General features: G+C 66.9%; 14 protein-coding genes. 5 read left to right on the forward strand and 9 right to left on the reverse strand.

Going from position 1 to position 14,089, the window contains the following annotated elements; all coding sequences use genetic code 11:
• The first annotated feature begins 32 nt into the window (after positions 1-32).
• Positions 33-356 carry a 4Fe-4S dicluster domain-containing protein gene (locus HTUR_RS00945; RefSeq protein ID WP_012941422.1) on the forward strand — a complete coding sequence of 108 codons (324 nt, stop codon included), beginning with the start codon at positions 33-35 and terminating at the stop codon, positions 354-356.
• Positions 357-373: 17 nt separating this feature from the next.
• On the opposite strand, the gene HTUR_RS27145 is transcribed toward HTUR_RS00945, so the two are convergent.
• Positions 374-538: a DUF6757 family protein gene (locus HTUR_RS27145; protein WP_008893031.1), complete on the reverse strand. Its 165-nt coding sequence runs from the start codon at positions 536-538 to the stop codon at positions 374-376.
• A 55-nt stretch (positions 539-593) separates the two neighbouring features.
• Entirely contained in the window at positions 594-1,382 is a 789-nt protein-coding gene (locus tag HTUR_RS00950; protein ID WP_012941423.1) for a PHP domain-containing protein, read from the reverse strand.
• 175 nt (positions 1,383-1,557) lie between these two features.
• Between HTUR_RS00950 and HTUR_RS00955 the strand changes: the two genes are divergently transcribed.
• A complete protein-coding gene (locus HTUR_RS00955) occupies positions 1,558-1,845 on the forward strand; it encodes a DUF5789 family protein (protein WP_012941424.1) in 288 nt (95 codons plus the stop codon).
• A gap of 334 nt (positions 1,846-2,179) precedes the next feature.
• Here HTUR_RS00955 and HTUR_RS00960 read toward each other — a convergent pair whose 3' ends face one another.
• Both HTUR_RS00960 and HTUR_RS00965 read right to left on the reverse strand, forming a co-directional pair.
• The gene (locus tag HTUR_RS00960; RefSeq protein WP_049941813.1) at positions 2,180-3,241 is read right to left on the reverse strand and encodes a zinc-dependent alcohol dehydrogenase family protein; all 1,062 of its coding nucleotides are present in this window, start codon (positions 3,239-3,241) and stop codon (positions 2,180-2,182) included.
• Between the two features lie 149 nt (positions 3,242-3,390).
• A complete protein-coding gene (locus tag HTUR_RS00965; protein WP_012941426.1) occupies positions 3,391-4,398 on the reverse strand; it encodes a DUF5784 family protein in 1,008 nt (335 codons plus the stop codon).
• Between the two features lie 101 nt (positions 4,399-4,499).
• Here HTUR_RS00965 and HTUR_RS27150 point away from each other — a divergent pair, with 101 nt between their 5' ends.
• The gene (locus HTUR_RS27150) at positions 4,500-4,673 is read left to right on the forward strand and encodes a DUF5786 family protein (protein WP_012941427.1); all 174 of its coding nucleotides are present in this window, start codon (positions 4,500-4,502) and stop codon (positions 4,671-4,673) included.
• A 108-nt stretch (positions 4,674-4,781) separates the two neighbouring features.
• Here HTUR_RS27150 and HTUR_RS00970 read toward each other — a convergent pair whose 3' ends face one another.
• Positions 4,782-5,822, reverse strand: coding sequence for a YkgJ family cysteine cluster protein (locus HTUR_RS00970; RefSeq protein WP_012941428.1), 1,041 nt, complete (start codon positions 5,820-5,822; stop codon positions 4,782-4,784).
• An 80-nt stretch (positions 5,823-5,902) separates the two neighbouring features.
• Here HTUR_RS00970 and HTUR_RS00975 point away from each other — a divergent pair, with 80 nt between their 5' ends.
• Complete coding sequence (locus HTUR_RS00975; RefSeq protein ID WP_012941429.1) at positions 5,903-6,148, forward strand: DUF7561 family protein; 246 nt, start codon at positions 5,903-5,905, stop codon at positions 6,146-6,148.
• 415 nt (positions 6,149-6,563) lie between these two features.
• Positions 6,564-8,408 carry a helicase C-terminal domain-containing protein gene (locus HTUR_RS00980; RefSeq protein ID WP_012941430.1) on the forward strand — a complete coding sequence of 615 codons (1,845 nt, stop codon included), beginning with the start codon at positions 6,564-6,566 and terminating at the stop codon, positions 8,406-8,408.
• 261 nt (positions 8,409-8,669) lie between these two features.
• Here the strand turns inward: HTUR_RS00980 and HTUR_RS00985 are convergent, their stop codons facing one another.
• The 4 genes from HTUR_RS00985 to HTUR_RS01000 form a co-directional block, all read right to left on the reverse strand.
• Complete coding sequence (locus tag HTUR_RS00985) at positions 8,670-9,920, reverse strand: class I SAM-dependent methyltransferase (protein WP_012941431.1); 1,251 nt, start codon at positions 9,918-9,920, stop codon at positions 8,670-8,672.
• A complete protein-coding gene (locus HTUR_RS00990) occupies positions 9,913-11,121 on the reverse strand; it encodes a 60S ribosomal export protein NMD3 (RefSeq protein WP_012941432.1) in 1,209 nt (402 codons plus the stop codon). Before HTUR_RS00990 ends, HTUR_RS00985 begins: the two co-directional genes overlap by 8 nt.
• Before the next feature lie 58 nt (positions 11,122-11,179).
• Positions 11,180-12,847, reverse strand: coding sequence for an outer membrane protein assembly factor BamB family protein (locus tag HTUR_RS00995; RefSeq protein WP_012941433.1), 1,668 nt, complete (start codon positions 12,845-12,847; stop codon positions 11,180-11,182).
• A gap of 397 nt (positions 12,848-13,244) precedes the next feature.
• Positions 13,245-14,006, reverse strand: coding sequence for a creatininase family protein (locus tag HTUR_RS01000; RefSeq protein ID WP_012941434.1), 762 nt, complete (start codon positions 14,004-14,006; stop codon positions 13,245-13,247).
• Between the last annotated feature and the right edge of the window lie 83 nt (positions 14,007-14,089).

A 14,089-nucleotide genomic window follows, 5' to 3' on the forward strand; every position in this document is an offset into this window, starting at 1 on the left:
TTAAGGTACCACCGCGTCTAGAACCGTTAACAATGGCCATCGATCCGCAGTTTCACGAGAACCGCGACAAGGTCGACGAGCACGCGGGCCACGCCGTCTGGGGCCCCGTCGACGAACCCGAAGAGCTCGGCATCCACGGGACGCACGTCGCGGTCGACTTCGACCTCTGTATCGCCGACGGCGCCTGCCTCGAGGACTGTCCCGTCGACGTCTTCGAGTGGGTCGAGACACCCGGCCACCCCGAAAGCGAAGAGAAGGCCGATCCCGCGAACGAAGCCCAGTGTATCGATTGTATGCTCTGCGTCGACGTCTGTCCGGTCGACGCGATCGACGTTGATGCGGGACGGTCGGCCTGAGCCGCGACCGATATCAGCTACTCGGCGCGATCGACGTCCACTTTCTCCTTGAGCGTCTCGAGGCCGTCGGCTTCCGCGAGCTCCTGTAAGCGCTCGCGGAAGTGTTCCTCACAGAGACCCACTTTGAGACCGTCCGATTCGGCGGCGAACGCGGCCTCGCGGTCACAGTAGTGGCAGTTCATACCCCTGCCTTGGGACCACGATGCATTGAACCCTCCGCTATCGGCTAAGGTTGTCTCACGAGTCTGCGATAGTCGTCGCCTCGTACTCGCGCCGCGACAGGCCCTCGACGCCCAGTTCGGTCTCGTGGGCGTCGCTTCCGCCGGTCACCAGTAGTCCGTTGCGCTCGACCGCCCGCTCCACGACGTCCACGTCGACGTCGTCGCGCCCGTACGGGTAGTGGAGTTCGACGGCCTCGAGATCAGGCTCGGCCGTCAACCCCAGCGCCGCTTCGGGATCGCGATACCGCAGCGGGTGGGCCAGCGAGACGAGCCGACTGGCGCCGGACAGCGCCGCCAGCCCGCGCTCGAACGACGGAACGTCCCGCGCCACGTAGCACGGGTCGCCGTAGCCGATGAGTTCGTCGAAGGCGTCCTGATAGCCGTACTCGACGTCGGGATGGGCCTCGATCGCCCGGGCGACGTGGGGGCGTCCGAACCCCTCGTCGACGGTCACGCCCAGATCGACGTCCAGCCGCGTCTCCACGCAGTCGACGATCGCCCGCCCTCGCTCGATGCGATTTCGCTGGATCCGATCGACGATTCCCTCGAGTTCCGGGGTCGGCTCGACGCCGTATCCGAGCAGATCGACCCGCTCGCCGTGGGGCGTCTCGACTCGGAGTTCGATCCCGTTGACGAGCGTCACGCCGTCGCGCTCGACCACCGGCGCGTCGAACGGCTGGAGCCGATCGTGGTCGGTCACCGCGACCACTTCGACACCCCCGTAACGGGCGGCATCGGGGATCGACTCGAGATCGAGACTCCCGTCCGAGCGCGTCGTGTGGACGTGCAGATCGGCGTAGGGCATCTACTCGAGTCGAGGGCTGCCGGTCGTAAAGCCGTTTCTCCGCGCCCGACCTGACCGAACCTGCCCTCGATCTCGACGCCGCCGACTGATATATTAGGTGTAATAGGTGTCCAATGCCACTAGCAGACATACATGGACAATGTTTATAATTATCGTTCACAGAAGATAGGGTGTAATGTTGCTCAACGGCACCGGCGAGGTCATCGACGACCACGAGTATCCCGCCACCACCGAGGAACTGATCGAAAACTACGGCGATCGAACCCTCGAACTCCCGAACGGGTCCGAGACGGTCGGCGATGTACTCGCCCGCCTCGAGTCGGAGACCTTCGAATACCCCGAGGAGGCGCGCTTCGCCGTCTACTCCGCGGTCAGCGACAAGGCCATCGGCCGCGTCGGCTACAGCGACCGCGATCCGACACCGACCGGCAGTCCGTACTCGCCCGACGCGGTTTCCTTCTAACCAAACTTTTGCGCTGTCGTTCGGAAGACGCTTCGCGTCTTCCGTGATGACGAAAGGCGCTTCGCGCCTTTCGAACCACGGGTGCGCCGAAGGCGCACCCTCGGCAAAACTTTGATGAAAAGCACTCCTCCTTCCTTTCCGTTCGCGTTGCTCACTCCAAGTCAGTCGTCGGCCCGCTCGCTCCCTACGGTCGCTCGCGGGTGCTAATAGTAGACTCTCCGCCTGTGGTACGTACAAGTAGCTGTACCGAGCGCGAGCGAAGCGAGCGCTCGGCCTTTTTCATCAAAGTTTTTGCGCGGGGTTCGAGCGAGGACCTTGCGCAAAAAGTTTGGTTCTAGAAATTGTCGATAACCGGAATCCCGACCGTTTCGAAGTCGGTCATCGACTCGAGTTTGTCGCTGACGTCCTCGAGGCCGATGGTTTCGGAGACGACCTTCTCGGGCTCGAGTTTCCCCGTCGAGACCATCCGGAAGATCTCGTCGTAGCGGGTCGGTGGCATCCCCAGCGAGCCGATGAACTCGATCTCCTGCATGACCATCGCGTCAGTAGGGAGGGAGACCATCCCCTGTTCGTCCTGCGTGGTGAGGCCGACCTGGATGTGCTGGCCGTGGGCGTCGAGACTCGAGACGGAGTTCTGGCTGGTCGTCGCGATACCCAGCGCGTCCATCGAGACGTTGGCACCGCCGTCGGTGATCGCCTGTACCTCACCGGGGACGTCCTCGACGTCCTCGGCGTTGACCGCCTCGACGGCACCGAGTTCGCGGGCTTTCTCGAGTTTCTCGTCTGTCAGATCGACCGCGACGACGTTCGCGCCCAGCGCGTCGGCGATGTGGACCGCCGAGAGGCCGACCCCGCCGCAGCCGTGGACCGAGACCCAGTCGCCCGCGCCGACGTCCGCGCGGTGGGCCAGCGCGTGGAACGACGTCATGAACCGACAGCCCAGCCCGGCCATATCGACCGACGAGACGCCGTCGGGGAGTTTCACGAGGTTGTGATCGGCGACCGGAACGTGGACCTGTTCGGCGAACGCCCCCTGGGCCTGCTCAACGAAGCCCAGCGGCATCACGTTCTCGCAGATGTTCGAGTGGCCTCGCTGACACCGCGGACAGCTCCCGTCGCCGAGGTTGAAGGGAACAGCGACGTGCTCGCCTTCCGCGACGCTCTCGACCTCGTCGCCGACGGCGACGACGCGCCCGGCGGGCTCGTGGCCGAGAATCTGTCCCGGCTGGGTCTCGAGGCCGAGCCATCCCCAGTCGCCCTGCCAGCCGTGCCAGTCGCTCCGGCAGACGCCGCAGGCTTCGAGTTCGACGACGGCCCCGTCGGGCGCCGGCTCCGGTGCGTCGACGTCTTCGATCGAGAGCGGTTCGCCGTGCTCCTCGAGGACTGCTGCACGCATACTGCTGAGCATTGGTACCGTGTCTCATATAGGTGCGCGTCGTTCTCACGGGGTGCAGTCGGCCCTCCCGTGATCGCTTCGCGGCGATCGGAATCGGTTGCAGTCGCTGTTCATCGGAATCGATTCGACGGATCGGCGGAACGGCGGGGTCAGTTCAGAATGTCGATCGCGCCCGCCAGATCGAGCGGAACCCGACCTTTCGTGTAGCCTTCGACGCGGCCGTCGGGCCGGACACGGTAGACGACGGCCGGCCGGTGGCGCACGTCAGGTTGTTCAGCGCGAACGGCGTTCCAGGCATCGTCGCGGAAACTCGAGCAGTCGACGAACAGGACGGCGCCGCCGCCGTGTTCGGCCAGTTGACCGTTGGTCTTGGTCTCGGCGGTGTCTCGGACGGCGGCGACGGGACCCGCCGCCGCGCGGTTAATCGGCGGCTGGGGTCGGGTCACCTCGACGAGGACGTTCGTATTCTCGTCCTCGGCGCGGAAATCCAGCGAGTGCCCCGTCGTGACCTCGATCTCGGGTTCGACGTCGTAGCCGGCGTCCGTGAGGATCTTCGCGGCGATGAACTCGGCCATCGCGGCGCTCATACGGACGCGGTCGACGTGGTCGCTGGTGCCGAGTTTCCCCGACATGACGTGTCGGTACTCGTCCAGAACGCCCGTGCTGAGGAAGTCCTCGAAGAATCCGGTCGTCTCCCGACGCCCGGCGTCGGGGAAGCCGGCGGCGTGTTCGCCGAAGAAGGCCCGCGTCGACTCGCGGCCGTCCTTGGACATGAACACGGGGAGGAAAAACCACGAGAGGTGCGGGTAGTCGGCCAGCCACGGATCCTCCTCGTGGAGCGTCGAGAGCAGTTCCCGCTGGGCCCACCGCGAGACGTGATAGGGGATCTCGCGCCAGCCGAACTTGTCGGTCTTCCACAGCGACGAAGGCGTCTCGGTATTGCCCATCCAGTAGGCTCCCTCGTCGTTTCGCGCGAAGAGCGCGACGTCGCCGTTTTGCATCTCGAAGCGGTGTGTCTCCCAGTCGGCGCCGATATCGAACCGCGGCGCCACTGCGCGGGCCCCGATGTTCGACCGGAGCGGCTGGAGAATCTCGTGTCGGACCCTCTCCTCGCTCCACGAGGCGGGCGAATACCGAAAGCGAAGCGGCCGTGCCACGCTCTCACTACGCCGGCGGGGTGCATACGTGTTACGTGTCGGATCGACATGAGGGACCGTTACATTGATGTGGGACAACCACCAACACGTGTACACTTACCATGTCAATGGGTGCCTATGACGAAGACGAACACGAGCGACGCGAACAGCAGGCGTCCAGAGTCGATGCCGATTTCGACGACGAGCGGACGATCTACCACGGCGAAGTCGAGTACGACTCCGGCGAGTCGACCGAAGCGCTACTCGACCAGTTCGAGCAGATGAAATCGAACTAGTGCGATCCGTCCCCCGCCGCTTTCCTCCCGTCGGAATCTCGCCGTCACACCGATAGCGGTGCGTCCGCGTTCAGAACGGCCTCGAAGTCCGACGCGATCACCGACCGATCACTCGAGGGCGTCCCATCCGGGCGTCCCGGGCGCGCCGCGGTCGTCCTCAACCTCGGTAGCGACGTCGGGGTCGGGAACCGTCCCGTCCGCTGCCGCTCGTCGCCGGTGCCACTCCCGGATTGCCGGCCCGACCCACGATTCGTCGCGGTCCCGTTCCGAGTCCGGAGCGTCGTCGCTCCGGTCGTCACCCGCGTCGCTGTCGGTACTCGAGTCACGGTGATCAGTCGCCGTCTCGTCCGACGCGGCCTCGAGCGCTCGCTCTTTGCCCCACTCGTAGTGGTACTCGGAAATCGCCAGCGTGCCTGGACTCGAGGCCGCGGCGACGGCCAGACACTCCGCGCGGTCGGCGGCCGTCAGCGTTCCGTTCGCCGTGCGCTCGACGATTCCCTCGAGATCCTCGGGTCTGGGATGAGCGAACAGTTTCGCGCCGAGCGCCTGCGATCCCAGCAGCAGGCCGTCGAGGTCCGCGTCGACCTCCGTCTCGAGCAGGCGCTCGCCGCCGAACGCGGCTTCGACGCGCTCGCACTCGGTCTCCTGCTCGAGTGCGAGGTTGTGCGCCGGATAGGCACCGCACTCGTCGGGAAAGCGCTCGCCGTCGTGGATGCGACACTGCAGCGTCATCGGATCGAGGAAGACGCAGGTCGGGAGCCACGCCGGTTCCTCGCGGTCGAAGGGCGCGACCGGCTTGGGCGGCTTCCGGAGGCCGACGAAGAAGACCGGCCGACCGGCGACGGCGGCGACGCTGCGGCCGTCGATCTCGACGCCCTCGCTCTCGTCGCGAGCGCGCCAGAACCGCGGCGTCAGGGCTGCTGCCATCCCCGCTTCGAGGAATCCACGGACCTCGTCGCGGGCGAGGGCGACGAAGTTGGCGTCGTCGTCGATCGGCGGCCGGCCGTCGCCCTCGCCGTCGTCGAATGGCCGATGCCGTCGCTCGCTCGCCGTCCCGACGGAGTCGATCGCGCCCTCGTTCTCGCCGTCCTCGAGCAGCGCTCGCCAGTCCATGCAACAGCCCGCACAGCCCTCGCAGTGGACCTCCATACGCGACGGTAACACGGGAGCACGGAAAACCCATCTGGCGCGGGAGAACGACTTTCAGCGCGCGGTACGCAGTTTCAGGTATGGCACGGAACACCTGCGACGGCTGCGAACGAACGATCTCGGTCGCCGGCGGCATCGCCAACCTCTGGACGTTCGGCGAGAACGACGGCAGCGACGGAACCGCGATGGCCCTCGAGTTGGCCGACGGATCGGAGCACCTGCTGTGTTACCCCTGTATCGAGGCCCTGCCCGACGAACCGACGGCCGACGACGTGGCCCGACTCGAGCAGGTCGACGAGGAGCACTCGCAGCTGAGCGTCCAGTGACCGAAAAAAATCGGGCCGACGCGATCGGCTGACGGGTGGACCGCAGTCGTGAGCGCGACGCGAGTAGCACCGATCGTGAGATCGTTCGCGGTCGACCGCGGGTGCGCGTGAGCCACAGACCGCGACCGCGATCGCCGCAGTATCGTGGGCCGCACGCGGAAGGGATGGCCGGCGACGAGCCGTCGCGGCCGAGCGCCCCTCCGTACCCGAATCGAAGGACAGAGCTCCTATTCGTAATCACCCGCCTATCGCCCGGTAACGGCCGCATACCACGGGAAATCCTGCTGTCGGATGCTCCGTAGCCACCGGTTTCGCGGTTCGGACGACCGTCTCGAGGTGCGGTCTCGAGTCCGACAACTGCATCGCGCGCGACGGTTCGTAGCCTTTAGGACGCGGCCGCGCGGTGCATCGAACGGTGAATCCCGAGCGGATCTTCGAGGAGTTTCCCGCGCCCAGCTACCGCGGGACCCAGGAGCAGGCCCTCCGCGACATTCAGGACGCCTTCGCGGCCGGCAATGACGTGGTGTTAGTCCGGGCGCCGACGGGCAGCGGTAAGTCCCTGCTCGCCCGCGCGGTCGCGGGCTGTGCGCGGAAGATCGACGACGCCGATCCCAGCGACGCGACCGGCGCCTACTACACGACCCCGCAGGTCTCGCAGTTGGACGACGTCGCGGCCGACGACCTGCTGGCGGATCTGAACGTCATTCGCGGGAAGTCCAACTACAGCTGTATCCTCCCCGACGAGCGAGACACGCCGGTCAATCAGGCCCCCTGCGTCCGCGAGCGCGGGTACGACTGTTCGGTCAAGCATCGCTGCCCCTACTTCTCGGACCGCGCGATCGCTTCGAACCGCAATATCGCCGCGATGACGCTGGCGTACTTCATGCAGACCGCGGGCAGCGAGGTCTTTCGCAAACGCGACGTCGTGGTCGTCGACGAGGCCCACGGGCTGGCCGAGTGGGCCGAAATGTACGCGACGATTCAGCTCGGACCGCGGACCGTCCCCTTCTGGGACGACCTGCGCGTCCCCGAAATCGACGACCTCGATCGGGCCGTCCGGTACGCCGAGAACCTCCAGCAGAAGTGCACCCGCCGGAAGGACGAGGTGCTCGCACAGGACTCGCTGACGACGGCGGAGGTTCGCGAACGCGACCGCCTGCAGGAACTCATCGGCGAACTCGACTGGTTCGTCTCGGACTACCGCGATCCCCAGAGCCCGACGACGTGGCTGGTCGACCAGTCCGAGCTGTCGGGCGCTCGGACGAGCGGCGATGCCGACGGAAACGACGACCCCGCGGGCGGCCCGCTGACGATCAAGCCGATGAACCCCGAGAAGTACCTCCAGCACACCGTCTGGGACCGGGGCAACAAGTTCGCGCTGCTATCGGCGACGATCCTCAACAAGGAAGCCTTCTGTCGTCAGGTCGGGTTGACCCCCGAGAACGTCGCGCTGGTCGACGTCGAACACACCTTTCCCGTCGAGAACCGGCCGCTGTACGACGTCTCTCAGGGGAAGATGACCTACGAACAGCGCGACGAGACGACGCCGAAGATCGCCCGCACGATCGTCCGACTGATGGCCCGCCACCCCGACGAGAAGGGCTTGGTCCACGCCCACTCCTACGACATCCAGGAGCGCCTCGCCGACCTGCTCGCGGACTTCGGCGTCGGCGATCGGATTCGGACCCACGACCGCGACGGGCGCGACGCCGCCCTCGACGGCTGGAAGGCCAGCGACGACCCCGACGTCTTCCTCTCGGTGAAGATGGAGGAGGCGCTGGATCTGAAGGGCGACCTCTGTCGCTGGCAGGTGCTCTGTAAGGCCCCCTTCCTCAACACCGGCGACTCGAGGGTCGCCCACCGACTCGAGGAGGGCCAGTGGGCGTGGTACTACCGCACCGCCCTCCGGACGGTCATCCAGGCCTGCGGCCGGGTCGTCCGGGCGCCCGACGACCACGGCGCGACGTATCTGGCCGACTCGAGTCTGCTGGACCTGTTCGAGCGCGCTCGGACGGACATGCCCGACTGGTTCGAGGCGCAGGTCGTCCGGATGGAGCGGCCGGAGCTCCCCGAGTTTCAGCCGTCGGCAGCCCTCGGTGGCGGCGCGTCGTCGACTCGAGGGAGTGGCGGAGCCGACGACGCCGACGGTCGCGAGCGGCGAACGCGAACCGATCGATCACGGACGCGCTCGCGCTCTCGGCGGTCCGGTCGGTCGTCGAACTCGAGCCCGGTGGCCGACGTCTGGGACACGGACGGCTGACGGAGAACGCTTCGGTCGACAGCCTCGAGACCGAGACGGCATCGGCGATCGAACCGGCGGCGAGACGGCCCGCTGTATGCGTGCGAACCAGTGTCGACGAGACCCGTCTACAGGGCGGTGGCGCCCCACGCGACCATCGAGGAGATCATCAGAAACGCGAACGTGAGGGCGATGAACTGGTTCCGGTTCATACGAGATGCCAGTCACCGAATCGGTATGAATGTCACGACCGGCCGACCGCGGGAGGCGGCTGCGTCGCCGTCACTCGAACCGCGCGTCCACCACGACGTGTGCGACGCCGGCGCTGTGGCTCTTGACGCGGCGCTTCTCGAGCACCTCGAACTCCCGACCGGCGGCCTCGCCCGCGGCCGCGAGCCGCTCGAGCGGGCGGTCCCAGAGCCGGGACTCGGGCGTCGCCTCGTGGTAGTGGACGACGCCGCCGGGAGACAGCGCCTCGAGGGCGGCGGGGAGGAACTCGTGGGCCTCGTCCGTGCGGGTTCCGTCTCCGTCGTCTGCCCCGCTGGCCTCTCCGTCGAACTCGTCGGTCTCACCGCCAGACCCGCCGCTACCGTAGTAGCCCATCACCACGCGGTCGGCCTCGAGTTCGCCCGCGAGCTCCCGACAGTCGGTCATGTAGGCGTCGACGCGGTCGCCGACGTCGTTCAGCATGGCGTTCTCGAGCAGGTAGCGGAAGGCGGTCGGATTGATCTCGGTCGCGGTCACCCGCGCGCCGGCACGGGCCATCGGGAGGGTGAAGTAGCCGATGCCGGCGAACATGTCGAAAACGCGCTCGTCGGTGCTCCCCAGTTCGCCCATCCGGGCCCGTTCGGCCTGGTTCCCCGGCGAGAACATCACTTTCGCGGGATCGAGGCCGTAGCGGGTCCCGTGTTCGGTGTGGATCGTCTCGGTGTCGCGCTCGCCGGCGATCAGTCGGGTTCGAGGTTCGCGGTGGGTGCCGGCCGTACCGTCGTTCGCGATCCCCTCGTCGGCCAGCACGCTGTCGGCCTCGCCGTGGATCTCGAGTAAGGCCTCGCCGAGTTCCCCCCCGTCGGGACAGCCCTCGGGCACCGTCACGAGGATCACCGAGCCGATGACGGCCCACGAGCCCGGCACCGCCTCGAGTTGCGCGTCAGTCCAGCCACGGTCGGCCAGCAGGTCCTCGAGGTCCGGGTTCCGGCGTTCGGGCTCGAGTTGGCGCACGATCTCGAGCACCCGCGTCTCCGTCGGCGGTTCGGTAACGGGCAGCGCGACCTGTTCGCGTTCGGAGCCGTCCTCGCTGGTCGCGTCGTTCCCCGTCTGTACACCGGTTTTCGACTCGTTCGCAGGGTCCACGGGCATCGCGTCGCGCCGCCCGCGCGCCTCACGGACTTTCCGCGAGTCGTCGTAGACGCCCTCGGCGCGCAGCGACTCGATGGCCGTCTCCGCGCGAGTCTTCTCGACAATCGCGGCCAGCGGCGCGTCGGCCTCCGCGCGCTCGAGGGCGTCGTCGATCGTGTCCGGGTCCTCAGGCATCGTCCTCGTCGCGGTTCGCGTACGGATCGTAGTGTCCGGATTCGTCTTCCCCCTCGTCGCCCGTGTCGGGGTCGGGATCGGGCAGTACGTGTAGCCCGGCGCGGCTCTTCAGCACGGGCACCGTCTCGGCCTCGGGATCGAAGTAGTCCGGCCGGGAGACGGTCGTCGCCCGGTAGGTCTCGGGATCGAGCACCTGCACGGCGTTCTCGTCCTCGACGGTGACGACCGTAGCCTCGACGGCGTCCTCGAGGTCGCCGAGTTTCCGGGCGTCGGGGGCGTTGCCCTCCTCGTAACTGGCCTCGTAGCGCTCGCCGGTCGTCGCGCGGACGCCCTTGAGGTTGCCGCGGGCGCTGCGGACGATCACGGGGCCGCCGTCGTCGTCGGCGAGCTCGATGACGTCGCCGGGGGTGTACGGCGGAAGGCGGACGGCGAAGGTGACTCGATAGACCTCGTTGCCGTCCTCGTCCTCCGTCACGAGCGTCTCGGCGTCGTTGACGGTGCCGCCGAACTCCTCGACCATCTTGTTCGAGATCTTCTTGCCGATCTTGTTGGTCGAGACCTTGATGTTCAGCCCCTCGTCGACCTCGCCCATCTCGGTGACGAAGGCGTTGCGGTCGCCGGTCGCCTCCATGTCGGCGACGACGGTGTTGGCGATCTCCTTCGCGCGGTCCATCTCGTCGGTCGTCGGCGTCCGCTCCTCGGCGCGGATCTGGACGATGCTGGCGTAGTAGTCGCCGGCGATCCGCCCACAGCGCAGGCAAGTCTGGCGGGCGATCTTAACGGGGACCATCACCTGCTCCTCGACGGGCGTTCCGCGGACCACGCCCGTGAAGTAACAGTGCATCCGGATGGTGTTCTCGTCGATCTGTTCGGGCTCGACCTGCCAGGCGACGTCCTCGACGTCGACGTGGACGGCCAGCGCCTCGCTGACCTCCTCGATGGCGATGTCGGTGTAATCCTGCGCGCCGACGTCGACCCACCGATTCCCGCGGTAGACCGCGCCGCACTGGGCACAGACCCGGACGTCGATCCGATCCGGTGCGTCCACGAAGTCGAAGCCCTCGAAGTAACACGAATCGCAGAGTTCGACCTCGGCGCCGGGGCGGAGGGGATCGTTCGCGGGTTCGCCATCTGCGTCGCTCGCCGACCGTTCAGGAACGGGGTCCCCACACCGGGGACAGAACGCACGCGACTCACTCATTGTCCCCGTTTGGGGGTTCGCGGAGTTAAACGCCGCGCTCTCCGCGATGCGATCCCGTCTACGATTTCTTCTCGTCGTCGGCCCCCGCACCCCCGTCGGTTTCCCGTCGGCGGAGCCACTCGAGCGAGAGCGCGCCGCCGGCGATCCCCGCTCCCGCGGTGAACCCCGGCATGCCGTCGTTGGCGTCTTCCCCGCTAGCGTTCTCGTCACCGTCTCCCTCGCCGGCGTCGCTGTTCGATCCGTCGTCCGTGCGTTCGGTGCCGTTGGTGGCCCCCTCGGATATGCCCCCCTCCTCGTCGGCGTCGTTCGTTCCGTTTCCGCCGTCTACGTCGTCCGAACCGGAGTCCTGCTCCGCACCGTTCGCCTCGGTTTCGTTCGTCGGTTCGTCGTCGGGTTCCGCGGCTCCGTCGTCACCGTCTGATTCGCCGCTGCCGTCTTCGGCGTCTCCGCCGTCGTCTTCCGGTGCATCGTCACCGGTGTCGTCCTCGCCGTCCGACTCGTCGCCGGCCTCGTTCGCTTCGGGTCGGATCGCGAGCAGCGTCTCACCGCTGGCGTAAATCGTCCCGTCGGCCAGCGCGAGGCTCGGTCGTTCGTCGGTGGCGATCGCCCACTCGACCTCGCCGTTCTCGTCGAAGGCGTAGACGCCGGTCTCCGGTTCGGGCATCTCGTCCGCTGTGTAGCCATCCCCGTTGACGGTGGCGCCCGCGTAGACGGTCCCGTCGGCGACAACCGCGGACGACACGTGGTACATGCCGTACACCGTCTCCCAATCGTTCTCCCCCGTCTCCCGATCGAACCCGTCCAGGTCGTGGGTCGACCGGGCGAAGAACCGTCTGTCGGTGACCGGTCCCGGCGTGATCGCGGACTCGCTTTTCGTCCGCTTCACGCCCGTTTCCGCGTCGTAGAGCGTCACGTGGCCGTTCTCCCACACGGCTTCGGGCTCCGAGTCCACGCTGCCGACGGCGACGACGTCGTCGGTCGCGACGGGGTGGCTGACCTGTCTGTCGCTCGGCGCCGTAAAGTGACTGTACTCGTCCGTTCCCGCCGGGTCGTCGTCGGTCCAGCGCTCGGCGCCGTCCGCGAGTTCGCGCGCGAACAGCCGCGACTCGCTCGCAGCGAACACCGCACCGTCGCCGACGGCGACCGGCTGTTCGTACAGCGTTCCGTCGGCCGGGTCGAACTCCCACCGGACTTCGAGGTCGCGAGCGTCGACGGCGCAGAGAATCCCACCAGCGACGACGAGGACGCGCCCGTCCGCGACGACGGGAGACGGAATCGCCTCGTCGTAGCCGAGGTCGGCCTGACAACAGAGCGTGCCGTCGCGTTCGATCCGCGTCAGCCGTTCGCCGCCGACGTACACCGCCTCGTCCGTCACCGCGGGCGTCCCGCTCGCGCCGATAGCGCCGGTTTTCCACTCGAGCGATCCGTCGGCGGCGTCGAGCGCGTGGACCTCCCCGCCGGTCGTCAGGTAGACGGTGCCGTCGACGACCGCGGTCGGGCCACTGCGGTCGTACTCCCAGGCGACGGTGACTGGCGCTTTCGGCCCGCTCTCGGTCGAGATGGCGTTGTTCCCCGGGTTTCCGCCCAGCGACGACCAGCCGGCGGCTTCTCCGATCGACGCCGGTTCATCGTCTTCGTCGGCAGCCGCGGCGCTAGTCGTGAGCGATCCACCTGCGATCGCGAGTCCCGCGTACTGCAGGACTCGTCGTCTCTCGTGTTCGACCATACCACTGACCGTCGGTCACTCGAGCCAATAGCTACCGAGTGGGTAGAATCGTTGTCACCTTCGAATCATCCATCGTAACGGTTCGACCAGTGACAACTGTCGGCGCGTACGGCCGAAACGGGCGCCGATGCCGCCGATTTGTCTTCGAACGGAAACTGCATCCGACCAATTGGATACTCTACGGGAAACGAGGGGGTCGGTGGCCGGCGACGCCCGCGAAACCAGTCAGACGGGCGTCAGACGACGGTCGTCCTCGATCCGTCGGTCGCCCTCCCGTACCGATGTCTCCATGCGAAATGAAGGGGTTTGACTGATCGCTGATACTGTATTTCAGAAATTAGTTACGTTCTGATCCATCGACGCGGATTTCGGAACCGCCGACGAATCGACGACGTCGTCATCGAACCGCATCGCGTTCGGCCTCGATTCGCTCGACGTAGGCCGCGGTGACGGCGTCGAAAATCGCGTCGCCGGCCTCGGGAGTCGCTTCGTCGGGATCGCCCAGCACGCCGTTTTCGGTGATCGATTTGAACCCCTCGCTGAGCAAGCGCGCGGTGGAAATCGATCCCTCCGGTCCTGCCTCGAGTCGATCCGTCCGAACCAGTCCTTCGTCGATCGCGAGGATCATAGCGGTCTCGGCGGCTCCAGCGTGGATGACGTCCTCCTGATACTCGATTCCGGCGTCGCGGAGCCCCTCGTTCAGCAGGGCCATGTGATCATCGAGGTCCGCGAGCGCGATCACGTTCGCGTCGATCTCGCGGGCGATCTCGGGCGCGACGGTCGAGACCGGCGCGAAGTTTCCGCCGTGGGTCGGCACGAGGACGACGTGCTCGAACCCGTGGTCGTCCAGCGAGCGACAGTAGGCGCGGATCAGGTCCATCAGCGTCTCCGGCGGCACCGTGATCGTGCCTGGAAACTCCATGTGATGCCCGGAGCAACCGGGGCGAATCGTCGGCGCCGCCAGCGCGTCACCGAGCTCCGCGGCAATGCGCCGCGACAGTTCGTCGCCGTCCAACGCGTCCATATTCAGCGGCAGGTGGGGCCCGTGCTGCTCGATCGAGCCGACCGCCACGATCGCCGTCCGCCGTCCGTTCTCGAGCGCCGTTTCGACTTCCGGCCAAGTACACTCCTCGAGGCGCACCGAACTGGGAGAAGGCATCTGCTGGTTCAGTAGAATTGGTCACCGAAAATACGTCTTTTGTCCGTGCCATCGATGTCGACCCGGACGGTGTACTCTCGTGT

It is taken from the genome of Haloterrigena turkmenica DSM 5511 (assembly GCF_000025325.1).
GTDB classification, from domain to species: domain Archaea; phylum Halobacteriota; class Halobacteria; order Halobacteriales; family Natrialbaceae; genus Haloterrigena; species Haloterrigena turkmenica.

What these genes read in the sequence shown, in the direction of transcription:
- HTUR_RS00955 (WP_012941424.1), top strand. Translation starts at nt 1,558, where the DNA reads ATGTTGCTCAACGGCACCGGCGAGGTCATCGACGACCACGAGTATCCC.
- HTUR_RS00950 (WP_012941423.1), bottom strand. Translation starts at nt 1,382, where the DNA reads ATGCCCTACGCCGATCTGCACGTCCACACGACGCGCTCGGACGGGAGT.
- HTUR_RS00975 (WP_012941429.1), top strand. Translation starts at nt 5,903, where the DNA reads ATGGCACGGAACACCTGCGACGGCTGCGAACGAACGATCTCGGTCGCC.
- HTUR_RS00945 (WP_012941422.1), top strand. Translation starts at nt 33, where the DNA reads ATGGCCATCGATCCGCAGTTTCACGAGAACCGCGACAAGGTCGACGAG.
- HTUR_RS27145 (WP_008893031.1), bottom strand. Translation starts at nt 538, where the DNA reads ATGAACTGCCACTACTGTGACCGCGAGGCCGCGTTCGCCGCCGAATCG.
- HTUR_RS00960 (WP_049941813.1), bottom strand. Translation starts at nt 3,241, where the DNA reads ATGCGTGCAGCAGTCCTCGAGGAGCACGGCGAACCGCTCTCGATCGAA.
- HTUR_RS00990 (WP_012941432.1), bottom strand. Translation starts at nt 11,121, where the DNA reads ATGAGTGAGTCGCGTGCGTTCTGTCCCCGGTGTGGGGACCCCGTTCCT.
- HTUR_RS27150 (WP_012941427.1), top strand. Translation starts at nt 4,500, where the DNA reads ATGTCAATGGGTGCCTATGACGAAGACGAACACGAGCGACGCGAACAG.
- HTUR_RS00985 (WP_012941431.1), bottom strand. Translation starts at nt 9,920, where the DNA reads ATGCCTGAGGACCCGGACACGATCGACGACGCCCTCGAGCGCGCGGAG.
- HTUR_RS00995 (WP_012941433.1), bottom strand. Translation starts at nt 12,847, where the DNA reads ATGGTCGAACACGAGAGACGACGAGTCCTGCAGTACGCGGGACTCGCG.
- HTUR_RS00970 (WP_012941428.1), bottom strand. Translation starts at nt 5,822, where the DNA reads ATGGAGGTCCACTGCGAGGGCTGTGCGGGCTGTTGCATGGACTGGCGA.
- HTUR_RS01000 (WP_012941434.1), bottom strand. Translation starts at nt 14,006, where the DNA reads ATGCCTTCTCCCAGTTCGGTGCGCCTCGAGGAGTGTACTTGGCCGGAA.